General features: G+C 34.0%; 24 protein-coding genes and 1 pseudogene. 16 read left to right on the top strand and 9 right to left on the bottom strand.

Annotated features, from left to right (window positions below; genetic code table 11):
• Positions 1-25: 25 nt before the first annotated feature.
• Entirely contained in the window at positions 26-1,021 is a 996-nt protein-coding gene (locus tag GFS03_RS09810; RefSeq protein ID WP_153423887.1) for a DUF711 family protein, read from the bottom strand.
• A gap of 43 nt (positions 1,022-1,064) precedes the next feature.
• Between GFS03_RS09810 and GFS03_RS09805 the strand changes: the two genes are divergently transcribed.
• From GFS03_RS09805 to GFS03_RS09790, 5 genes are read left to right on the top strand one after another with little or no spacing between them, the layout of a single operon-like run.
• Positions 1,065-1,466, top strand: coding sequence for a DsrE/DsrF/DrsH-like family protein (locus GFS03_RS09805; protein ID WP_153423885.1), 402 nt, complete (start codon positions 1,065-1,067; stop codon positions 1,464-1,466).
• A complete protein-coding gene (locus GFS03_RS09800; protein WP_153423882.1) occupies positions 1,463-1,693 on the top strand; it encodes a sulfurtransferase TusA family protein in 231 nt (76 codons plus the stop codon). The genes GFS03_RS09805 and GFS03_RS09800 overlap by 4 nt, the downstream gene beginning before the upstream one ends.
• 41 nt (positions 1,694-1,734) lie before the next feature.
• Entirely contained in the window at positions 1,735-2,628 is an 894-nt protein-coding gene (locus tag GFS03_RS09795) for a cysteine synthase family protein (protein ID WP_153423881.1), read from the top strand.
• A gap of 16 nt (positions 2,629-2,644) precedes the next feature.
• Entirely contained in the window at positions 2,645-2,803 is a 159-nt protein-coding gene (locus GFS03_RS13360) for a hypothetical protein (RefSeq protein ID WP_167738492.1), read from the top strand.
• Complete coding sequence (locus GFS03_RS09790) at positions 2,796-3,452, top strand: serine/threonine protein kinase (RefSeq protein WP_153423879.1); 657 nt, start codon at positions 2,796-2,798, stop codon at positions 3,450-3,452. Before GFS03_RS13360 ends, GFS03_RS09790 begins: the two co-directional genes overlap by 8 nt.
• Here the strand turns inward: GFS03_RS09790 and GFS03_RS09785 are convergent.
• The gene (locus tag GFS03_RS09785) at positions 3,432-3,620 is read right to left on the bottom strand and encodes a hypothetical protein (protein WP_153423877.1); all 189 of its coding nucleotides are present in this window, start codon (positions 3,618-3,620) and stop codon (positions 3,432-3,434) included. The two genes, GFS03_RS09790 and GFS03_RS09785, sit on opposite strands and share 21 nt — an antisense overlap.
• A gap of 38 nt (positions 3,621-3,658) precedes the next feature.
• On the opposite strand from GFS03_RS09785, the gene moaA reads away from it, so the two are divergent.
• Genes moaA through GFS03_RS09765 form a run of 4 tightly spaced genes read left to right on the top strand, consistent with a single transcriptional unit; the run spans position 3,659 to position 7,245 of the window.
• On the top strand, positions 3,659-4,585 hold the full coding sequence (gene moaA / locus GFS03_RS09780) for a GTP 3',8-cyclase MoaA (RefSeq protein ID WP_153423875.1): 927 nt from the start codon (positions 3,659-3,661) through the stop codon (positions 4,583-4,585).
• Positions 4,582-5,640 carry an aminopeptidase P family protein gene (locus GFS03_RS09775; protein ID WP_153423873.1) on the top strand — a complete coding sequence of 353 codons (1,059 nt, stop codon included), beginning with the start codon at positions 4,582-4,584 and terminating at the stop codon, positions 5,638-5,640. The genes moaA and GFS03_RS09775 overlap by 4 nt, the downstream gene beginning before the upstream one ends.
• Positions 5,641-5,693: 53 nt before the next feature.
• A complete protein-coding gene (folE, locus tag GFS03_RS09770; RefSeq protein ID WP_153423871.1) occupies positions 5,694-6,320 on the top strand; it encodes a GTP cyclohydrolase I in 627 nt (208 codons plus the stop codon).
• Positions 6,321-6,345: 25 nt separating this feature from the next.
• The gene (locus GFS03_RS09765) at positions 6,346-7,245 is read left to right on the top strand and encodes a MarR family transcriptional regulator (RefSeq protein ID WP_153423869.1); all 900 of its coding nucleotides are present in this window, start codon (positions 6,346-6,348) and stop codon (positions 7,243-7,245) included.
• Here the strand turns inward: GFS03_RS09765 and glnA are convergent.
• The 4 genes from glnA to GFS03_RS09745 all read right to left on the bottom strand — a co-directional run bounded on the left by glnA (position 7,242) and on the right by GFS03_RS09745 (position 11,155).
• Positions 7,242-8,657 carry a type I glutamate--ammonia ligase gene (gene glnA / locus GFS03_RS09760; RefSeq protein WP_153423868.1) on the bottom strand — a complete coding sequence of 472 codons (1,416 nt, stop codon included), beginning with the start codon at positions 8,655-8,657 and terminating at the stop codon, positions 7,242-7,244. The genes GFS03_RS09765 and glnA overlap by 4 nt on opposite strands.
• A 122-nt stretch (positions 8,658-8,779) precedes the next feature.
• Positions 8,780-9,388: an ATP-binding cassette domain-containing protein gene (locus tag GFS03_RS09755; RefSeq protein ID WP_153423866.1), complete on the bottom strand. Its 609-nt coding sequence runs from the start codon at positions 9,386-9,388 to the stop codon at positions 8,780-8,782.
• Positions 9,385-9,786 (bottom strand): thioredoxin, encoded by a 402-nt coding sequence (trxA, locus tag GFS03_RS09750; RefSeq protein WP_153423865.1) that lies wholly within the window; start codon positions 9,784-9,786, stop codon positions 9,385-9,387. Before trxA ends, GFS03_RS09755 begins: the two co-directional genes overlap by 4 nt.
• Entirely contained in the window at positions 9,779-11,155 is a 1,377-nt protein-coding gene (locus GFS03_RS09745; RefSeq protein ID WP_181443754.1) for a class I adenylate-forming enzyme family protein, read from the bottom strand. The genes trxA and GFS03_RS09745 overlap by 8 nt, the downstream gene beginning before the upstream one ends.
• A gap of 18 nt (positions 11,156-11,173) precedes the next feature.
• Here GFS03_RS09745 and GFS03_RS09740 point away from each other — a divergent pair, with 18 nt between their 5' ends.
• The 4 genes from GFS03_RS09740 to GFS03_RS09725 are packed head-to-tail and all read left to right on the top strand — an operon-like array spanning position 11,174 to position 14,566.
• On the top strand, positions 11,174-12,052 hold the full coding sequence (locus tag GFS03_RS09740) for a beta-ribofuranosylaminobenzene 5'-phosphate synthase family protein (RefSeq protein WP_153423861.1): 879 nt from the start codon (positions 11,174-11,176) through the stop codon (positions 12,050-12,052).
• Positions 12,053-12,060: 8 nt separating this feature from the next.
• Positions 12,061-13,080: an RsmB/NOP family class I SAM-dependent RNA methyltransferase gene (locus GFS03_RS09735; protein WP_153423859.1), complete on the top strand. Its 1,020-nt coding sequence runs from the start codon at positions 12,061-12,063 to the stop codon at positions 13,078-13,080.
• A gap of 11 nt (positions 13,081-13,091) precedes the next feature.
• Entirely contained in the window at positions 13,092-13,601 is a 510-nt protein-coding gene (locus GFS03_RS09730; protein WP_153423857.1) for a DapH/DapD/GlmU-related protein, read from the top strand.
• Positions 13,598-14,566, top strand: a complete 969-nt coding sequence (locus GFS03_RS09725) for a radical SAM/SPASM domain-containing protein (RefSeq protein ID WP_153423855.1) — start codon at positions 13,598-13,600, stop codon at positions 14,564-14,566. The genes GFS03_RS09730 and GFS03_RS09725 overlap by 4 nt, the downstream gene beginning before the upstream one ends.
• On the opposite strand, the gene xerA is transcribed toward GFS03_RS09725, so the two are convergent.
• Positions 14,537-15,412 (bottom strand): site-specific tyrosine recombinase/integron integrase, encoded by an 876-nt coding sequence (gene xerA, locus GFS03_RS09720; RefSeq protein ID WP_153423854.1) that lies wholly within the window; start codon positions 15,410-15,412, stop codon positions 14,537-14,539. The genes GFS03_RS09725 and xerA overlap by 30 nt on opposite strands.
• Positions 15,413-15,487: 75 nt before the next feature.
• Between xerA and GFS03_RS09715 the strand changes: the two are divergent.
• Positions 15,488-17,006 (top strand): annotated as a pseudogene (locus GFS03_RS09715) (cation:proton antiporter).
• Positions 17,007-17,018: 12 nt separating this feature from the next.
• Positions 17,019-17,537, top strand: coding sequence for a cob(I)yrinic acid a,c-diamide adenosyltransferase (locus GFS03_RS09710; RefSeq protein WP_153423852.1), 519 nt, complete (start codon positions 17,019-17,021; stop codon positions 17,535-17,537).
• Here the strand turns inward: GFS03_RS09710 and GFS03_RS09705 are convergent.
• Entirely contained in the window at positions 17,521-18,450 is a 930-nt protein-coding gene (locus GFS03_RS09705) for an ornithine cyclodeaminase family protein (RefSeq protein ID WP_153423850.1), read from the bottom strand. The genes GFS03_RS09710 and GFS03_RS09705 overlap by 17 nt on opposite strands.
• A 152-nt stretch (positions 18,451-18,602) precedes the next feature.
• Between GFS03_RS09705 and GFS03_RS09700 the strand changes: the two genes are divergently transcribed.
• Positions 18,603-20,141 (top strand): hypothetical protein, encoded by a 1,539-nt coding sequence (locus GFS03_RS09700; RefSeq protein WP_153423848.1) that lies wholly within the window; start codon positions 18,603-18,605, stop codon positions 20,139-20,141.
• A gap of 32 nt (positions 20,142-20,173) precedes the next feature.
• Here the strand turns inward: GFS03_RS09700 and GFS03_RS09695 are convergent, their stop codons facing one another.
• Positions 20,174-21,256: a sugar phosphate nucleotidyltransferase gene (locus GFS03_RS09695; RefSeq protein WP_153423846.1), complete on the bottom strand. Its 1,083-nt coding sequence runs from the start codon at positions 21,254-21,256 to the stop codon at positions 20,174-20,176.
• Between the last annotated feature and the right edge of the window lies 1 nt (position 21,257).

Genomic DNA, 21,257 nt, shown 5'->3' with positions numbered 1-21,257 from the left:
TTTATAAAAGTAGTTTTATACTATACTATACTATTTTTACCTCGGGTATTTCTCCAAACATCTTGGTTAATACTGGGCTTCCATTAGTTGGTATCACCCTTACACCGTAGGGTTTTCGTTTTGTATATTGAATATAGTAAATGGATTTTAATATATTTTCATATGTAACTAAATCTGAATATATACCAACCATATCAATACCTGCAACACAAACATAACTCATTAATAACAAGTCCTTTAAAGTTAGGCTTCCTTCTTTAACTCTCTCCCTTAGAAGATTATCCTCTGCAACTGGTAACATTAATTCTGAAAAACCTATGGGATTTACTCTATTTCTCCAAATCCCCTCAAATATCTCCCTATTAATTTCGGCTATTGTTGACAAATTGGAGATATCAAACATTTTTCTACTTCTATTTTCTATAATTTCTCCTACACTACTTTCCATCCATGGCGATAATGATGCATCAATTCCTAGGTATTTTATACCTAATATCTTCTCTAATTGTCTCCCTATTACGTCTGCTTTTGAGAAGGCCTCATTTATCTTTCCTTGTTTAAATTCATCAACATATAATAAAGATATTCCAAAAGAATCATAAATAGTATTTGCAGATGATGTAGGAAAATAGGGGGTTAATAGAAAATCTTGGTTAAATAATAAGGCAAACCTTGACGCTTCCTCTGGCTCTAGACTAATATTGAGTTTTGCTAGATCTTTTAGATTATCTGTTGTTCTTACTAATACATGAGCGTAAATTCTGCTATCAGTTTTTAAAATATCTTTAATTTCTCCTACTCTCTTATCCTTTTCCTGGAGATTGACTAGACTAAATATAATTTCATTATGTTTTGAAGGTAATAGTTCTATTAGCTTACTCAAGCTTAAATCACTAGGTGTAGGTGGTAGTGAGATCCTCTTGCTCCATATATTGTTATCATTTAATTTGCTTAATTTCTCCGTGTAATCATTAATTTTTGAGTAGTTAGTGACGAAAATTGTTATCGCTCTTATCATCATTTTGTTTACACTTTTATAATCTTTGCAGGAGTTTAAATTACTGATGAGTAAGATTACTATCTTACTTGCGGATAATAGTTTAGATAAACTCTATCATGGTCTGGTAGTAGCTTTAGGAGCAAGAGCTTTAGGCTGGGATGTTAAGTTTTTCGTAACATCACAAGCTGTAGTTCTCTTCACAAAATCAGGGAAAGGAAAAGGGAAATTAGGTTTACCTTTCATTGCCAGATTTTTCGTTAAGTTTCAAATGAGGAGGCTAAATATTCCAGATCCAGAAAAATTAATTGATGATGCAATAAATCAAGGTGTTGAATTCTTTGTTGATGAGGCTGGCTTAAGGCTTGTGGATGCTAAAAGTGAAGATCTATTAGATAATGTTAAATTATCAGGAAGTATATCGTTTCTATTGGAAGCAAAGGAATCAGATGTGGTGATTACACTATGAAAATTATCGAGTCAAATGATATATGCCCAGTTATTTTAACTAATGTAGTAAAAGAGTGGGTTTCCCTAAAAAAAGGCGAGGAGGAGGAATTAGTAATAATTACTACATGGAAAGCAGTAGGACAAGAGTTAGAAAAATGGTGTAATGAAACTGGTAATCTATTTCTCGGCGTATCTAAAAAAGATGGAAAGATAGAAGTAAGGCTCAAGTTGATTAAAAATAAATAAATACCAGTTTCCCATTACTAAAATTTCGGTAGATCTATATTGTGTCAAATCCTCTTCACGTATTCTCAAATGAACAAGAGTTACTAGAAGGTATGTGGCCTACTCCGCTACTAAAGCTTAGAATAGGAGATGACACGTGGGCTAAACTAGAATTTTATAATCCTTTTAGCAGAAGTGTAAAAGATAGGACGGCGTGGTTCTTATTTAGGCAAGCGTTACTAAAAAATGCAAATCATATAGTCGAAGCCACCTCTGGTAATACTGGAATAGCCCTAGCATCTTTATCGTCTATTTATGGTATGCAATTCACAATGTTTGTCCCCATAGTCGCTCCAAAGGTCTATAAGGTTTTTGTAAAGTTATTAGGAGGTAATGTCATAGAAGCTGGCAATTCTACCAATGACGTGATACCTTTAGTAAAGAGGTTCGCAGAAATGAGCAATGCAGTAAATTTGGATCAATTCAATAATCCAATAAATGTAATAGCTCATTATGAGACTACTGCAAGAGAAATTGATGAACAGTTAAGTTCTATCGGAAAGAAACCTTCACGTATTATAGCCACTATGGGAACTGGAGGTCATATAGCAGGGATTGCTAAGTATTTTAAAGAAAAATATGGTGATTATGTAGAGATAGTAGGAGTTCAACCCTCGGAAAATTCTAGAATCCCTGGGATAAAGAGACAAAATTACTCTAATTCTTTACTAAGGGATGTGAAGATTGACCGCGTAATTGATGTAAGTTTAGAAGAGGCAATTGATGGAACAGTTAACGTAGCAAGGACTTCTGGGATTTTAATAGGTATAAGTGCAGGTGCTACTGTGGCAGCCTATAAAAAGATAAATGACGTTTCCTCAACTACAGTACTTATATTTCCAGACGACGCTTTCAAGTATGTTGATATTCTAGAGCAAACTTTAAAAGAGATTTAGGAGTAAGCAAATAACTGTGCCAGAAGTAATAGTTATAATGAATAAGAAAGGAGATATTTTGGATTTTTCTCCAAGGAGTTTAGATATATCAAAATTTTTATCCAAAAAACCTAGTGAGGTATATGATGACGGAGAGTTAATAAGGTTAAGAATAGATATAGCAAACGATGTTTAAAAATTCATACAGCCAGTCAAGAATCATAAAGAAGGATAACAAATTATATGTACAAAAATGCTATATGACAATCTTTGGAATAAAGTGGTATTTTATCTCTACTTTCTTTTGGAATTATCCATATGTTGCTGATCCTAAAGAAAGATTCGTTAGAGAACTGGATTTTTTCTTAGATAACACATGGAAGGATACAGTTATTGTACCTAAACTAATTGATATTGATGCAAAAGAACTTTGCATAACTAGAGAGTTTATAGAAGGGGATGAGATAAATGAGGAAAATATAGAGATAATAGCAAAAGGCTTGAGGGAAATCCATGAGGTCGGATATGTACTAGGTGACACTAAAATAAGTAACTTTGTTATAGTAAATAGAAGTAAGTTAGCTGTTATAGACGCTGAACAATCATTTAAATCTAATAATGTGTATTATAGAGCTTGGGATCTAGTAGTATTCTTCTTATTCTTAAGTTACAAAATAGTTAATATAAATCATTTCCAAGAAGTAGCTAAAAGATTTCTAGATGAGTATATGCCTGATAAGAATATTACTAGAGAGTTCTTTGATATAAAGAATATAAATCTAATGGGATTATACCCTCCAACTCATTTATATATACTAAAAAACTTAATGAGCAATTTTTATTAAAATGTTTGTTGTATCTTTTATAGTCTCTATATTAGAGTCTAAAATTCTTGAGCCACACGCTGGGCATCTATAATAATATCTTATTATCTTCTTTATGCCATCACTGCTTTCAGACTCAGCGATAAAGTCCATTCTAATTCTGCATTTCGGACAAATTACTGCATTCATACATGTGTTTATAATCTTTTGAGGTAAAAAAGCTATTAATGATTGATAGATTTGGTAGACCATTAGAAGATCTTAGGATAACGTTAACACATACATGCAACTTTGAATGCTTCTTCTGTCATATGGAGGGAGAAGAAGGAGATAATTACATTTTAAGTAAAGACGATATTTTATTAGTTGCCAAGGTAGCTAGGAAATTTGGCATAAACTCTGTGAAATTAACTGGAGGAGAACCAACATTACGACGAGATTTAATTGAAATAGTTAGAGGACTTAAGCAATTAGGATATAGAGACGTGTCTATGACAACCAATGGTTTTCTCTTAAAGGATCTGGCTTATAAATTAAAGTTAGCTGGACTTGATAGAATTAATGTCAGCCTTCATGCTATTTCAAGGGAGACATTCAAGAAAATTACGGGCGTAGATGCTTTCGATAGAGTAATTGAAGGAATAAAAAGTGCTGTAGATACAGGTTTAGTACCAGTGAAGTTAAATTTTGTTGTAAATAAGAGGAATCGGGAAGAAGTCTTTAAGTTTATTGAACTTTCCCAAAATTTAGGTGTAAATGAAATACATCTTATAGAACTGCATCCAGTGGGATTAGGGAAATTAAATTTTAAAGAACATGACGACTTAAGAGAAATAGAAGAATACATTGAGAAAATATCTATTAAAAAGCAAATCAGGAAAAAACATTTTAGACCACGTTATGTTCTTCCTTCTGGGTTAATAGTTGAGGTAGTTAAGCCTTATGCAAATCCAATATTCTGTGCTGGATGCAATAGAATTAGATTATCTGTTGATGGAAAGTTAAAGACTTGCTTATATAGAGAAGACAACGTGATAGATGTACTAGATATATTAAAAGGAGAGTATTCAGAAGATGTTAAAGAAGAACTATTGGGAAGGGCATTTATGATAGCAATATCTATTAGAGAGCCTAACTTCAAATATAGAATATGAATAAGTTAAGAAAGCTCAAGGCGATCCTAGAAGATAAAAAAGATAGTTGCGCTATTATATTTGGTTCGCCAAATTTATTTTACTTCCTAGAGTATTCTGGGGCAGGGGCATTAGTCTATTGTGATTCACGTTTTACCTTGCTCGTTCCCGCTTTAGAGATGTATAGAGCAGAGAATGTAAAAGGTGTTGATATCTTGATTTATTATCCATCTAAAATTCTTGAGAACGTTATTGAAGGTAATATATTTAAAGCTATTGAAAAAATTGTCAATAAGAATAACGTAATGTTGGACGTAAGCTGGGTTGATGCTGGCACATATAACGCGTTGTCACAAAAGTATAGAGTAATCGATTTTTCTAATGAAATAACAAGGTTAAGAGAAGTTAAGGATGATGATGAGATAGAAAGAATAAGAAAAGCTGGCGAAATTACTGCCGTTGCAATGAAAATTGGAATGGAAAAATTGATTGAAGGAACCTCTAATGAGAAACAAATTGCTGGCATCATTGATATGACTATGAAATCGATTGGTGCTGAAGATTACGCTTTTCCATCCATAGTGGCCTTTGGAGAGAATTCCGCATATCCTCATCACATTCCTACAGATCGTGTGTTAAGAAATAATGATATTGTACTATTCGATATAGGAGCCAAATATAATGGCTACTGTTTTGATAGTACTAGGACTTTTGTATTTAAGAATAGTGAAGCAAAGAAAGTCTATGAAATAGTTTTGGAGGCACAAATGGAAGCTATAGATGCTGTGAGGGATGGGGTAGTGGCTTCAGAAGTAGATGCTGTTGCTAGGACGATTATAGAAAAGGCTGGTTACGGCAAATATTTTATACATTCTACTGGTCATGGAGTAGGGGTAGAAATACACGAAAGTCCTACAATTTCAATGAATTCTAAACAAATATTAAAGGAAAATATGATTATTACTGTAGAGCCCGGAATATATCTGAAAGGCAGGTTTGGTATACGTATAGAAGATACACTTATAGTAACTAAAGGAAAACCAATCGTGTTAGAAACTACTTATAAGCTGTTGTAGAAGTTTTTTAACAAAATAGTTATAATAGATTTCTTCACTAAACTATAAACGGTATGCAAAAGACAGAGTTAGATGACCAAAAATTAGTAGAAGAAATAGCGAGAAGGATAAAGGAAATTCTTGAATTATTGGGTGAGAATCCGGAAAGAGAAGGGCTTAAGGAGACGCCTGAAAGAGTAGCTAGAGCTTTGCTAGAAATGACTTCAGGATTGAGAACACCACCTCCTCAAATTAAAGTATTCAGTTTAGGTGAAGATGGTGAAGTATATGAAAAGAATCAAATAGTACTAATAAAAGACGTAAACTTTTCGTCATTGTGCGAACATCATATGTTGCCAATTATTGGAAAAATCCATGTAGCATATATTGTTAGCAATAGCGGTAAGGTTGCTGGATTTAGTAAAATAATTAGAATTATAAATTATTATTCTTCACGCCTTCAAATTCAAGAGAGATTAGTGGAACAAATAGCTGATGCCATAATGAATAGCGAAATAAAACCTAAAGGCGTTATGGTGATAGGGAACGCAATACACATGTGTTCATATGTTAGAGGAGTAAAGGATAAAGAGGCTAAGTTAGTTTCAGTAGCATACAGAGGGCTGTTTAAGACTAATAGAGGTTTACAAAATCATGTCTTCAAGTTACTCGATAATGCAAGTAAGGTAAGCTTATTATAGAGTTTTTTAGAATAATTAATTGTTAATGAACAGTAAAGATAAAGTTATATCTATCTTGAAGGAAAAAGGTTCTCTACCTCAAAGCGAACTAGGTAAACTTTCTGGATTATCGAAGAGTAGATTATCTGAAGTCTTATCCGAACTAGAGAAAGAAGGTATAATAAAGAGAAGGAAGGTTTTAGGAAAAAACCTAGAAGTGAGTTTATCTCAAGATAGATTCTTAAGGTTAGGAATTATAAGAGCTGCAGAGTATCCGTTCATAATTCCGTTTATTAAAAATCTGGAAAATAGGGGATATAATGTTACTGTTAAAATTTATGAAAATGGGATTGATTTAACTAAAGATTTAGTCGAAGCTAAGTTAGATTTGGGTCTATCACCAATAATAACGCAAATGATATTTTTAACAATATATCGTAATATAAGAATTATTGGAGGAGGTGCTAAAGGAGGAGGTGGAATTATAGGCAAAACTTGCACTAGAATTGCATCGACTGTGATGTCAAGTATGGAAATGTGGGCATTTAGGGAATTTAGGAATATTGAGATCATTCCATCCTATAGTTCATATCAAATGTTGGACTTTCTTGAAAAAGGGGTAGTGGATGGTATAGCAATTTGGGAACCCTTTTTGTCAATTTTAGAGAGGAAGGGGTATAAGGTACACAGATTTACGCCATTACATTGTTGTACATTAGCAGTAAGGGATAATATGGATTGGGAGAAAATAAGGGGTATTTATGAGGAGTCATTTAGTTGGTTTAAGTCTTCTATGGATAGATGGATTTCAAGCTATTCAAACTTACTTAATATCGACTATAATATTCTAAAAGAGGCATCAAAAAATTATGAATTCGACTACTACCTTGATCTTAATGAGTTTAAAAATACATTAAAAAATACTGGTATTTTTGTACCAATTTAAGAATCTAGATAATAGTACAACTCCATTGGGTGCGGATAACCTTGTAAACTTCGTGCCTCATCTCTCTTTAAATCTATATAAGTATCTAACAATGACGAGTTAAATACCGGCTTTAAGAACTCTTTATCACTTTCTAACTCGTCTAAAGCTTCGTCTAATGATCTAGGTAGCTCTCTTATTCCTAATTGTTTTCTCCTCTCTGGAGTTAGGTGATATATATTCTCATCCACTGGATCTCCTGGATCTATTTTCTTGTTCACACCATCTAATGCAGCCATTAATAATGCAGCAAATGCTAAATATGGATTAGTTGAAGGATCTGGAGGTCTGTACTCTATTCTTTTAGCTTTCTCCATTCCTTTGTAATATGCTGGTACTCTAACTACAGCGCTTCTGTTCCCCTTACTCCACGCTATGTATACTGGTGCTTCAAATCCTGGTATTAACCTTCTATAACTATTTACAGTAGGAGACACTATTGCTGATAAAGCTCTAGCATGTGTTAAAAGGCCTCCGATTACATATCTTCCAAATTGGCTAATCTCTGCATATTCTTCATTAGGATCATACATTAAATTCTTCTTTCCGTCCTTAGTCCATAAACTAAGATGTGTATGCATACCAGTTCCATTATCACCATAAATAGGTTTTGGCATGAAAGTTACTACTAATCCGTGTTTTGCAGCAATGTTTTTAGCTACATACTTCAGAGTTTGAACCTTATCTGCAGTATCTACGAGAGTGGAGAATCTGAAGTCTATTTCACTTTGTCCTGCAGTTGCAACTTCGTGATGTGTAGCCTCTATTGTGTATCCAAAGTATTTAACTAAAGTCTCAACGATCTCTACTCTTACATCCATTAATTGATCAACTGGTGGTGCTGGGTAATATCCCTCTTTGAATCTTATTACAAAGGTTCCACTATCGCTCCACGGAGCCTCTCTTGCATAAATTTTATATCCAGTTCCAGACTGTGGTGTACTTACGTCTAATTTTACCTTATCGAACATGAAGAACTCTAATTCTGGACCATAGTAAGAGGTATAACCTTGTTCTGCTTGATATTTCTCAGCTTCCTCAGCTATGAATCTAGGATCTCTTTCAAATCTTCCTTTTCCTCCTCCCCAGAAAACCTTACATAATACTCTAGCTACTCCAGGAGACCAAGGAACTAACGTCATGGTTTCTGGTACTGGTAGTAGTACCATATCACTTTCATAGATACTTGTGAATCCCCTTATACTACTTCCATCTAATTTGCCGAAGCCTGTTTTTAAAGATTCCAAATCAAAGTCGCTAGCAGGAATTGTAATATGATGTAGTCTTCCAGGAACATCTGTAAATTGTAGATCTACCCACTTTATGTTATTTTCCTTTAGGAATTTGATTACATCTTCTGCTGTACTTGGCATGTATGTGGCTACTCATATATAGTTTAAAAATATTGCTAGATATTATCATAGAAAGTTTTCACATTCTTATGTAGGATTTCACATGATATTTCTCAAAATCTTTCAATCCTCTTATAAATCTTTTAAAAAACTTTATGTAGAGATCCATTTTTCATCACGTAATGATGATCGGAAAATTTAACATCTTCAACATCTTGAGTAACATAAATTAGTTCTATTTGATTCTTTTTACATAAATCGATATAAATGTTAATAAAATGTTCCTTTTCCGAGATATTACTGAATCCCTCATCAACTAAAATTAAATTAGGTTTTGCTAAAATGGCTGTAGCTAATGAGACTTTCTCCTTATTTCCTAAGCTCAAATTGCCTACTTTTTTATTCTCATTGGGAACTTCGAGCAATTTAGCTAACTCCATTATTTCTTTATCATCTACTTTTCTTCCCTTTAGTTTAGCCCCCCATTTCAGATGTTTCTTTAAGTCTAATGTGGGAATATAACTTTCTGGAGTCACTAATACAACGTTTCTCTTATTAATGGGTAAATGTGTAATATCTATGTCATTTAATTTAACGTACCCTTCATCTGGTCTTAGAATTCCGGCAATCATCTTTAGTAATGTGCTTTTCCCACTACCGTTTTTACCTGTAATTGCAATTATTCCTTTTTCAGAGAAGTTAACATTTAACAAAAAATCTTGCAATTTCTTTTTTGCATATACCTCAATCATTCTAAGTATTTATTTATAGTACTCTCTAAAGTATCTTCATCAACAGCGCCAACTAAAGAATCCACTAATTGGCCATTAACAAAAATTAACGTAGTAGGTATATTAAGTACGCTATACTTATCTGCAATCTTTTGATTTTCATCAACATTTAATCTTCCAAAAACGGCTTTACCCTTATATTTTTCAGCAACTTTTTTGTAAATTGGTTCATAAAGATGGCATGGAGCACACCATTCAGCCCAACAATCTACTAAAACTAACTTATTATTTTTAATTACTTCATCGAAGTTCTCTTCAGTTAAGACTAAGGTAACGTCCTCCTTCTTTTTACCATATTCTTCACCCTTCTTTTGTAGCCTTTCAGCAACTTCCTTAATTAATGAGTCAATTTCACTCAATCTTATCTACCACATAAACTTTCTTTAATCTCTTATAAAAAGCTACCCTAGAATTTACATAATTAAGTAATTCGTCCTCTATTCCGGTCTTCGGCTCCTTCACCTTAACTAAGGCAACAGGTTGTTGCCCTAAATTTCCAGCGTCCTCTCCTATAACTTTTACGTTTTCAACGAGTGGATGAGTTTTCAAAACTTCTTCTAAGTCTCTTGGAAATATCGGATATCCCTTAAATTTTAGCATCCTCTTTTTAATTCCTCTAAAATACAGTAAACCTTTCTCATCAATCCTAACTAAATCACCTGTTCTTAGCCATCCCTCACTAAACACTTTAACTGTCTCCTCTCTATCCTTATATCCTAACATGAGCCAAGGAGCCTTAACCCACAATTCACCTTCATTACTCTCTTTGCCCTCGTTATCCACTATCTTTATTTCAACGCCAGGCAAGGGCTTTCCTATTGAAATTACCCCAGCTAGTTCCTTGGGTTGGAAAGTTAGAATTAAACCCTCAGTAAAGCCATACTGTTGAACGATATCTTTTCCGTATTTAGTCTTAAAGATATTTACGGTTGATGGAAATAATGGTGCAGCAGAGCTTACACATAATTCTAAACTATCTAATTTCCTTTTCTCCTCGTTATTTAAGTAATCGTAAACAGTTGGAACAGTTGATAGATAGTTAATGTTATATTTATTTATACTTTCAATTGCTTCATCAACGTTAAATTTACTCATAACGTATAACGTGCCTCCAGCTTCCAAGGTAACACCTAATACGCTATTTCCTAAGACGTGAGCTATAGGAACTGTTAGTATCCCCCTAATCTCTTTAAGGTTAATTACATTGTAGACTGTTGCGGAGTTAAGCTCAACCCTAGTAGCACTATGCAATACTTGCATCGTTCTCCCTGCTATTCCAGCATAATAGTAAATTAGGCCTACCTCATCCTCTCTATACTCATATGGTTTTACAAAAATCTCTTTTCCTTTCTTGTTAACTATAACCTTATACGATTTTAGCACATCGTATTCTCTCTTATATATCTCCTCGTCAGTTATTATTAGGTCAGGGCTTGAGTCCTCTAAAATGAACTTTAAATCTTCGGCTGAAGTTAGCGGATCAACTGCAACTACCTTTCCCCCTGCCCAATATACTGCCAAGTAGTTTATTATTGACTGTAGAGAATTGAACATTAGATGAACTACAGTATCTCCAGGTGAGATATTAGAAGCAACGTATGCTACTTCTCTAGCAGCTTGTTCGTAAGTAACTGCTTGGCTTTTATCGATTAGAAAGGTCTTTGAAGGAGTTTCTTTATACCATTTATAAAGTAATGTTGCTAGACTCATAGTTTCCTTTTTTATCACACAATCTTATTAATTCTTATGATAAGGATCATTGGGCTTTCACGCATTCACATCACGTTGTTTGACCTTGAGGGGAAATACGGCAGAATTGATGGCGGGGTAGGAGTTGCCTTAAAATATCCTAAGATAGTGGTTAGGAGTGGTAATTGTTTCGAGCCTGAAGTGTCTTTACCATTTGAGGTCCCTAAAATATGTATAGAGGAAGACTTTGACGAACATGTAGGACTTGGTCACACTACACAATATTTGTTATCAGTGGCTAAGCTAGCTGCTGAATATAATTTTAAGAGACTTAACTCGTACGAGCTAGCCAAATTGGTAAAAAGAGGTGGCACATCCGGAGTCGGCGTTTATGCCTTCGATTACGGGGGTTTTATAGTAGATGGTGGGCACTCCATTAAAGTAAAAAAGGAGCTATTGCCGTCAGATTTCTCCTCCGCTCCTCCCCCTCCATTAATAGCAAGGCTAAATTTTCCTTGGTACATCTACGTTAATATACCTAAGGATGGTAAAAGAATATTTGGCAATGATGAAATTAAGGCATTTAAGGAGGCTAAGTTAGAGGGATTAGACATTTTAGCGAGGGTAGTCTTAATGGAGTTAATCCCGTCAGTTGCAGAAAGGGATTTAGAAGGGGCACTAGAAGCGATCTCATTAATCCAAAATTTGGGATTTAAGAAGGTTGAAGTCTCTTTACAAGCTGATAAGGTCAGAAAACTTATGAAGGATATGGCTAGGGTTGGTTTTCCCGCGGGTCTTTCCTCCTTCGGTCCTGCTGTCTATACATTTGTTAGTTCTAAAAGGGAGGGTGAGGAATTAATTTCAAGATTTGGTGGTTTTATATCTGAACCAAATAATGAGGGTGCTAAGGTATTCTGGAGTACGATGAGTTCGTAATTAGTGATTTGAGAGAAGTATATGGCGAATACTTAAACGACTTTTTGGATTCCATAAGGAAACCAAATCCTAGATTATACGTTAGGGTGAATACTCTAAAGACTTCTGTAGAAAAAATATTGGAAAAACTTCTACATTTTAAGCCAGACGAAGATTTCAAGGAGGCAATTTACACTGAGATAAGAGGGCCAAATGAAATTGAAATTCACGAAAATAAGGTAATTGTAGATAAGAAAACTGCTGAGAGCGTTATGTTAGGGGCTAACGTTTACAAACCGGGTTTGAAGAGAGTTTTGATTAATGATCCTAAAGAAAAAAGGGTTACAGTTTATAGTGATAATGGGTTTCCAGTAGCTGAGGGTAAATATTATGGTATAAATACTGATTTAGTAGTAGAGGTTACGAGATCCTTGTACACTTCCCCTAAATTAGCTGATTTGCCAGAGTTGAAAAACGGATTAGTATATGTTCAAGGTAAGGCATCAATGTATGTTGCTCATTTACTTGATCCACAGCCTAATGAGAAAATCGTAGATATGACTGCATACCCTGGTGGGAAGTTGACTCATATTTATCAGTTAGAGCCTAGAGTTAAGCTTATCGGTTTTGATCATACTGAGAATAAGGTAAAGAAATTGAGAGATTTAGTAAATAAAATGGGAATGAGAATAGAAATATACAAAGCAGATTCGAGATATCTTTACGAGGATTACAATATAAGAGAGATAGATAAAGTGATTATTGATCCCCCGTGTTCAGCATTAGGGATAAGACCTAAATTATACGATAAGAAGACTAAACAAGATATACTTAATTTTCATAAATATCAGAAGCAATTCCTAAATTCCGCTTATAAGATTTTAAAGAAAAATGGGGTAGTACTTTATTCTACTTGCACTGTAACAACATGGGAGAACGAGAAGGTTATAGATGATCCAAGATTTTCAGTAGAATATGAGATTAGATTTCATCCCCATATTCACGAAATTACCGGTTTTTTCATAGCTAAGCTAATAAAGAAAGGCTAAAAATTCTATATATGCCAATAGAAGAGTATTTAGGTAAAACCCCAAAGGTTTCTCAGAAAGCGTATATACATCCTACTTCTTATATTATAGGTGATGTAGAAATAGGTGATTTGACTAGTATATGGCACTATGTTGTGATTAGAGGAGATAATGATAAGATAAGGATTGGCAAAGAATCTAACGTGCAAGAGAATTCTACAATCCACACAGATTATGGATATCCAGTTGAAATTGGTGATAAAGTTACAATTGGTCATAACGCTGTTATTCATGGTGCTAAAGTTTCATCTCACGTTATTGTGGGAATGGGAGCAATATTACTTAATGGATCTCAAGTTGGAGAATACTCAATTATTGGAGCTGGATCCGTAGTTACTCAAGGTACTGTTATTCCTCCCTATAGCGTAGCAGTTGGAGTTCCTGCAAAGGTTATCAAGAAGTTAAGAGAGAATGAGATTACAATAATAGATGAGAACGCTGAAGAATATTTAAAGCATACAAGGAGGTTATTAAAATTATGAATAAGGATTTAAAAGCCATAAAATGGTTTATTAGTACGCAAATTCTCAAAGATCCTTTCAATCCAGCATATGCAACCTTTAAGGTAACATCTAGATGTAATTTGAGGTGTACGTTCTGTTCTCCATCATATTACTCTGGAGAATTAGGAGAGGGAAGTACAGAAAGAGTGAAAAAGATAATAGACAATTTGAGGGATTCGTCAATAGTTGTTTTATCATTTGAAGGTGGAGAGCCCACTTATAGGCCAGACATTTTAGATCTTTTAGAATACGCACATGATGGTTCCTTTTACGTTATGCTTACAACTAATGGTTATAGGCTTAAAGATGAGAATTTTCTCACCAAATTAGCAGACAAGATAGACTTTTTGCATTACTCAATAGATGAATATCATTGGAATCTGAAGGAGTTAGACAATTTATGCCGATTTAGACAATACGGTCTTAAGGTTAACGTTCAAACTGTAGTTACTAGATATAATTTATACAAATTGGAAGAAAAAGTTAGAAAGGTAGCAGAGTGTAAATATAAGATACTTGCAATGCCCGCAGTAGATTATCCTAATTCAAAGGTAAAGTTAGCTCCAGATCCATATGAATTTTATAAAGTGCTATATGATCTCAAGCGAAAATATGGTTCTACGCTAAATAATTCGTGGGGATTCATAAATGCTATAATAGGCAAGGTACCCAAAAGGATAGTAAGTTATGCAATAACCATATATCCTAATGGTGACTTACCTTATCCAGATGATATAAATGGAGAGATAGTAGGAAATTTAGCCGAAGAATCATTAAATAAAATTTTGCAATCTAAAAAAGTTAAGGACTTACAACAGAAAATGCTAGAGAACCAAGCAAGATTTGAATACTTACATTTGCAAACTGCTTCATTTAATAATATTAGAGATCTAGCATCATATGTTAGTGAAATGTTAAAGTGGCGTTTTACTGGAAGAACTTGACATCGCCTTAAGGTATTCATTCCTTAAGTCGTCTAAAACTAGATGAGTGTAAATTTGGGTTGTTTTTATATCCTTATGTCCCAATAGCTTTTGCAATGTTATTACATTAATTCCCCTTTTTAACGATAAGGTAGCGAAGGTGTGCCTTAAAATATGTGGTCTTAAATCAATTCCGACCTTCTTGCCTAATCTCTTTAACTTTCTATATAGAGCATCGTAAGTTATATCGAATAGTCTTTCGTCAAGCTTCTTTCCCTTAATATATTTTCTTAGCAGTTGTTTAGTCTCATCGGTAAAGAAAACTACTCTTTCCTCTCCACTCTTAGTATTTCTAACTCTAATCATATTATTTTCCAAACCAACATCCTTTACTAGAATTGAAAGTAATTCATTTGCACGTAAACCAGTATCTAATAGTAATCTTATTATCAATTTATCCTTAGTTCTCTTGCATGCGTTAAGCACTCGCAGAACTTGTGTTTCATCTAGAGCCTTAACTTCCTTTCTCCTTATTTTAGGAATAGGCGGTTTTACAGAAACGTTAAGCCATTTAAGGAATCTCCTCACTGCAATTATATAATATCTGATAGTAACGCTCTTGGCTCTTTTTTTCTCTAACTCGTCACCTTTAACCTTCCCCTCTCTGTTTAACAAGTTTGTAATCCATTTGTTTAAATCCTCGCTGGTAACCTTTCTAGGATCCTTGTTTATAAAATCCAAGAAGTCCTTTACTGCGGTGGAATAAAGTTTTATGGTTCCATTTCCAGCCCCTGCGATAACTAACGCGTTTATGAAAGCATTATAGAGATCTCCAGATTCTGGTGGAGAACCTAGTTCAAGCTTCACATATAATGTATTGTATCGAATTCAGCCTCAAAAAGATAAACTCTTAATAATATGGTACTACTTACTTAGTTTACTGTGGTATCTGTACTTCTGATTTCACTATTGTATCTAGGAATAATGTTAATAGTTGCCAAGATATCCGATGAGGTATTTAGGAGAATTGGTTTAGTGACTTTTGTTGGTCCTATATTAATGGGCATTATTCTCGGAGATGGCATAGTTGGGATTATAAAGATTAAAATGAGATTATTTCGTTTATTACATCACTGGGCATAATTTTTTGTTATTCTTAGCTGGGGCAGAAGAGTTTGATATCCAAAATAGATCTAATTCTAGAGTATTTCTAGCAGCGATCTTAGAGTCGATTGTACCATTCTCGGTAATACTAATTGCGCTCTATACTCTTGGCCTTAAGGATTACCTAATTCTCACAGTACCATTGGCTATGAGTAGTGCTGGTCCGTTATCCAGAATGTTGATGGACGTTGAAATTTCTGACAATAAGATTTCTAACTTAATTTTCCAACAAGTTATTTCTGTAGAAATAATTTTTGTAATAGTATTTGCAATCCTCTTGAAGATTAGTCAGATATTAATTACAATGCTTGAAATTTTTCTAATATTTACGTTCACGATAATGTTCGGTAGAACTTTAGCCAAGATTCTAGAGAAAATAGAGTATTATTTTAAGGCAAGAGAAATAGAGTTTGCCTCTATTATTGCACTAATTTTAATTATAGGCTATTTATCAGAGTTATATAGGTTTAATTCAGCTATATCTGCCTTCTTTTTGGGTATATTATTAAAGGATTATTTAAAAGATAGACCTGAGTTGTTAGAGAGACTTCATGCATTCACATATGGATTCTTTGAACCATTATTCTTTTTGGGTATAGGCTTATATGTTACTAAGATTGACATAACCATTATTCTTTTTGGCTTTCTTTTCTTCTCACTTATAATTGCCTCTAAATTCCTTGCGGGCTTTATTTCGTCAAAAGTTGTAAATGTTGAGGGCAAGATTAATGGAATTGGAACTAGCGTTAAGGGAGGGGTGGATTCATCAATATTACTTACTGGATTAACGTTAGGATATGTAGGAGAATTTGCGTACTCATTTTCGATCTTGGCAATTTCCCTTTCAGCCTTAATAGTTCCTCTCCTATTTCAAATAAGCTATAAAGCTAGAGAGAAAATTTCAGAGAGTAAAAAAGTGAAGCTGTCTCAAGAGGTAATTAAGCTACAAATAAAGCCACTTTACGCTACGTGTGAGGAGAACTTAAGGTCGGTAATTACTAAAATCGGTGAAAGAGGTGTTAGGGGTATAGTTGTTGTAAATTATGAAAATAAACCCCTTGGATATGTGTCGATACAGACTCTGCTTGAAATTGATCCAGAACTATATGAAAATACTAAAGTTTGTGATGTACCACTTGAGGAGGTTCCAATGGAATATGATAACGTGAGAATCATAGATTTGCTAAGAAAATTTAGGGAGACTGAGAAACCGGTAATAGCAATTGTAAACAAGGAAGGTGTTTTGATCACAACAGTTTATGAAAGAGAATTAGCGAGGTTTTTAATCTCCCTTTGAACATAATATCCTATGACGATCTGGTATACCGGAACTGGTGATAAGGGTAAGACTAAATTACCCTCAGTTGGTGAGATTTGGAAAGATGATGATATTGTAAATGCTATTGGAGACCTTGATGAATTAAATGCTAGTTTAGGTGTTATTTCATCTCTTTATCCGCAACTTCATGAAATTATAGTGAGAATTCAATCAGACATATTCTCACTCTCCTCAGAAATCGCTGGCTTTGACCTGAATTTCGACGAAGATAAGACAAAATGGATAGAAGAGCAGATCAATAATTTATCTAAGGATTTACCAGTGTTAAGAAATTTTATTCTACCTGGAGGACATATCGCAGCTTCCTTTCTTCATCTGGCTAGAACTGTATGCAGAAGGAGTGAGAGAAGTGTAGTAAAGCTACTAAGGAGAAATAGAGCTAAGGACGTTCATGTTAAATATCTTAATCGTCTATCCTCATTACTATTTGTTCTAGCGTTATATGTTAATAAGCAAGAGAAGGTGCAAGAGATTATATGGAAACGTTAACCCCAATTCCTCTTTTTGAAGCTTCTTGATAAGCCATATGAGCAGTTACATTATCCTCAGCTGCAATTCCCACAGTTTTAAATAACGATGGCATTTCTACCTTTAAACCCTTATCTATTATTTCACCAACTTCCCTTATTATCTTATTTTCCAATAATCCTCTTTGTTTAGGAATAATGTAATCGCCACTTTCTTTAGAAACTGCTTCTAATGAGTCTACAATATAACTCTTTAACTTTATTATGGTATCGTCGTCTATCTCTCTTGAATCGGGGGTATGTGCACCTATACTTGATATATGAAATACATCTTTTAGATATTTTCCTAATACTACTGGAACATTTGATGAAGTGGTTGCGAAAATGATATCTGAATTCTTTAATAATGTTTCTAAGTCTGTAGCCTCACCACCAACTTTCTTAGCTAATTCGAAGTGAGATTTTCTAGCAGAAATGTAAATTTTCTGAACTCGGAAGTATTCTAAGGCTAACTTAGCGTGATAATATGCTTCAATTCCTGCACCTATTATTCCCAAATTGCCAATATTTCTACTATTAATGGCTATCTCAGTTGATAATATACTTGCTGCTGCTGTTCTTATTGCAGTTAGTATTGTTCCATCAATTATCGCTAATACTTCTCCGGTATCTGGTGACATCAATATTACAACACCTTGAACTGATGGTAAACCTCTTCCTTTATTATCCGGTATAACATTAACTATTTTGGTTACGAAAGAATAGTCAGTTGCTGAGGGCATTAAACCCCACCAATTTCCCTTTATACTCATTACTAAACGTTGTGGTTGATTTATCTTCTTCTGGTAATGTAATTTGAATGCCTCTTTTACTGAGTTTACAGCTATTTCGGCGTTTAGCAGTTCATCTAGATCTTTTCTTGTTAAGATAATCATTAAGTTAAGATCTTTTTATTGAATTATAAACTTTGACATTATCTTGGAATATTCTAGTCAATACAAGAATTAACACTAGGTCTATATGCAGTTTTATTTAAAAATTTTTTTTAAGAGGCGTTAATGATACATTGAAGGAAAATTGATAATAAATCTTCTATCTAAAATTACTTGAAGTACTGTATTTAATACTTTCTAACATAATACTACTAAGCAAAAAGTTTATTTATAAACACGGTTTGCATAATGTGATGTCAGTGAGTTTAAGAAAAGTACTTGTAACTGGTTTTATATCTCTATTTGCAATTTTAATGTTTGCAATTCCACTGACGCTAGCACAATCACAAACAGTAAGTAATATAGCACTCGTTCCAACCGGCTTTATTACAATTCCTACTGCTAGTTCATCAGCCTCATTTACGGCTTACGTCATAAATAATAACCCAACTAGTGAAACAGTAACTGTTTATCTTAATGGTAACTCATATACTACAATAACTATTCCTCCCTATTCATACTCTCCGGTTACATTATCTTTACCGACCGGTAAGAACGTTTTAACCGTGAACGGCCAGTCTCTAACAATTAACGTGAATAGTGTATCTAAGGTCGTATCTGCTAACATCTTACTAAATAATAGTGCAAACCTAATGTTAGTGAGTGGAATACCAAATAAGCTCTACACGGTAAATCTAACAATAACAAATATTCGTGGTTGGAATATATCCGTAGCAACATATACCTATTCATCAATATTTATCACCAATATGTATAGGCTGTATAACGCTCCATTTGAATTACAACCACCTCTCTTAAATTCCTCTTACATACCGATTCTAGTACCAGGTTACGTCCCGCAAGGTCTATATTATTTCTACAATTATATTCAGTTCTACAATATTAGTAATTATCAGCAAGTATTAGGATACATTCCATTTTTAATTTTTGTAAATGTTAGTTATGGGTTAAATGGCACTTTAATTACATCTAATACATATACATCTAATAACATTACAGTATCGTTTGTAACAACAAATGGGTACACATACATCCTATCTAAATATCCATTTAGCTTAATCGATAAAGTTATAGTTGAGGTTTTACCACAATCCTCTTCTCTTAAGCCATTTATAACAGTCCTAGGTAATTTCACTTCAACACTAAAAATAAATGATCAATCATCTCAAGAACCTTACTTTGGCAGTAATAGCACTGAATTTGCATATGGTAGTTCTTGGATAGAATTAAAGATACCTGAAGAATATACCGGAACGCAATATCAAATAAATATAACTTATATCACACCTCATGGTATAGTAAGTACTGGATTAATACCTACTATTACTTCAACTACAACAATGACCAGTACAACATCGACCACCAGCACTACTTCAACAACAAGTACAACGACTTCTACGTCCACAACTTCAACTACTTCAACTACAACTTCTACTTTAACTACATCTTCTTCAACTACTTCAACTACGACTTCTTCTACGTCCTCGACTACGACTTCTACGTCCACAACTTCAACTACTTCAACTACAACTTCTACTTTAACTACATCTTCGTCTTCTTCAACAACAGTGTCTGCTACCAGCTCTGGGCTATCAACTCCAATTATAATAGGTATTGTAATAGTGATAATAGTTATAGTAGTGGTTGCCGTAGTTCTTTTAAGAAGAAGATAGAGAAAAACGCTGAAGAAATTTAGACTTTTTTATTAAATCTTCATTCCGGCCTCTATTACACTTCCATGTTTAATTACTTTTTCTGGTGAAATTAAAGCACCTAGTTTGTTGAATCTAGGTCTACTTAGTGATTGTGCTGGATAACTCGCAGTTACGACAGAAGCACCTATCTTAGCTCTTTTACCCACTATTGAGTAAGTCAAATACGATTTAGAACCCACTTCAGCAAAGGGTTCGATCAGAGAATGGGCAATTTCACAGTAAGCTCCCACTTTTGCTCCTTCTTCTATGGAAGAATAATCTCTTACTAAAGAAAATGATCCTATATAAGCGTTCTTACCAATATAAGCTGGACCTTTAATCACTGCATATTCTTCTATTGTTACATTATCTTCAACAATAACTCCTTTTCCTATTATTGCGTTTTTCGAAATCTCAGCCTTATCTGATATCACGCTCTCTTTTCTTCTCAGCAACGTTTCTAATGCAAATAGTAAATCCTCTGGGTAACCTATGTCAACCCAACTCTCCGACCAAATAAAATAGTTGAGTTTATCTCTACTAGAGAGAAGATCAATATAATCCAGAAGAGAAGTGAAATTGTCTTTTGGTTTTGGTAATATGTAAGCTCCACCTAATGCTAGAGTTGAGCTTTCTTTAACTACCTTCAGTTTATTGTCAATGATTTTAACCAAACCGTAAGTTTCTGTTCCCTCACTTACTGGTATCAAAGGTATAACCGCTTGCCTACCTGTCATTATGTAAGTGTCCATAAGGCTCTTGTAGAACTCCGCAGGGGCTATAATATCACCAAATGCCAACACAAATATATCATCATCAATCTTTTCCATACCATCTAGAATCGCTCCATCAATTCCTTGTCTCTTTTGCACTATAGTCTCAAAGGATACATCAAGCTTCTCTATCTCTTCTTCTATTTGGCTTCCCTTCTCGTTTACGACTATCTCAAACTCTTTTATACCCGCTTTCTTTAGACCATCTATTGTGTAATTTATTATCGCTTTACCTAGTATTGTAATAGCCTCTTTCTGAATCTTATGAGTGTATGGCAATAGTCCTTCTCCCTTTCCCCCAGCTAACACTATAGCCTTCATC

Origin of the sequence: Sulfolobus sp. E5-1-F (assembly GCF_009601705.1) — an archaeon.
In the GTDB taxonomy this organism is placed as follows: Archaea; Thermoproteota; Thermoprotei_A; order Sulfolobales; family Sulfolobaceae; genus Saccharolobus.
Note: the sequence above shows the minus strand (reverse complement) of the source record. Positions and strands in the feature narration are given on the sequence as shown.

What these genes read in the sequence shown, in the direction of transcription:
- GFS03_RS09810 (WP_153423887.1), bottom strand. Translation starts at nt 1,021, where the DNA reads ATGATGATAAGAGCGATAACAATTTTCGTCACTAACTACTCAAAAATT.
- GFS03_RS09805 (WP_153423885.1), top strand. Translation starts at nt 1,065, where the DNA reads ATGAGTAAGATTACTATCTTACTTGCGGATAATAGTTTAGATAAACTC.
- GFS03_RS09800 (WP_153423882.1), top strand. Translation starts at nt 1,463, where the DNA reads ATGAAAATTATCGAGTCAAATGATATATGCCCAGTTATTTTAACTAAT.
- GFS03_RS09790 (WP_153423879.1), top strand. Translation starts at nt 2,796, where the DNA reads ATGTTTAAAAATTCATACAGCCAGTCAAGAATCATAAAGAAGGATAAC.
- GFS03_RS09785 (WP_153423877.1), bottom strand. Translation starts at nt 3,620, where the DNA reads ATGAATGCAGTAATTTGTCCGAAATGCAGAATTAGAATGGACTTTATC.
- moaA (WP_153423875.1), top strand. Translation starts at nt 3,659, where the DNA reads ATGATTGATAGATTTGGTAGACCATTAGAAGATCTTAGGATAACGTTA.
- GFS03_RS09775 (WP_153423873.1), top strand. Translation starts at nt 4,582, where the DNA reads ATGAATAAGTTAAGAAAGCTCAAGGCGATCCTAGAAGATAAAAAAGAT.
- folE (WP_153423871.1), top strand. Translation starts at nt 5,694, where the DNA reads ATGCAAAAGACAGAGTTAGATGACCAAAAATTAGTAGAAGAAATAGCG.
- GFS03_RS09765 (WP_153423869.1), top strand. Translation starts at nt 6,346, where the DNA reads ATGAACAGTAAAGATAAAGTTATATCTATCTTGAAGGAAAAAGGTTCT.
- glnA (WP_153423868.1), bottom strand. Translation starts at nt 8,657, where the DNA reads ATGCCAAGTACAGCAGAAGATGTAATCAAATTCCTAAAGGAAAATAAC.
- GFS03_RS09755 (WP_153423866.1), bottom strand. Translation starts at nt 9,388, where the DNA reads ATGATTGAGGTATATGCAAAAAAGAAATTGCAAGATTTTTTGTTAAAT.
- GFS03_RS09740 (WP_153423861.1), top strand. Translation starts at nt 11,174, where the DNA reads ATGATAAGGATCATTGGGCTTTCACGCATTCACATCACGTTGTTTGAC.
- GFS03_RS09730 (WP_153423857.1), top strand. Translation starts at nt 13,092, where the DNA reads ATGCCAATAGAAGAGTATTTAGGTAAAACCCCAAAGGTTTCTCAGAAA.
- GFS03_RS09725 (WP_153423855.1), top strand. Translation starts at nt 13,598, where the DNA reads ATGAATAAGGATTTAAAAGCCATAAAATGGTTTATTAGTACGCAAATT.
- GFS03_RS09710 (WP_153423852.1), top strand. Translation starts at nt 17,019, where the DNA reads ATGACGATCTGGTATACCGGAACTGGTGATAAGGGTAAGACTAAATTA.
- GFS03_RS09705 (WP_153423850.1), bottom strand. Translation starts at nt 18,450, where the DNA reads ATGATTATCTTAACAAGAAAAGATCTAGATGAACTGCTAAACGCCGAA.
- GFS03_RS09695 (WP_153423846.1), bottom strand. Translation starts at nt 21,256, where the DNA reads ATGAAGGCTATAGTGTTAGCTGGGGGAAAGGGAGAAGGACTATTGCCA.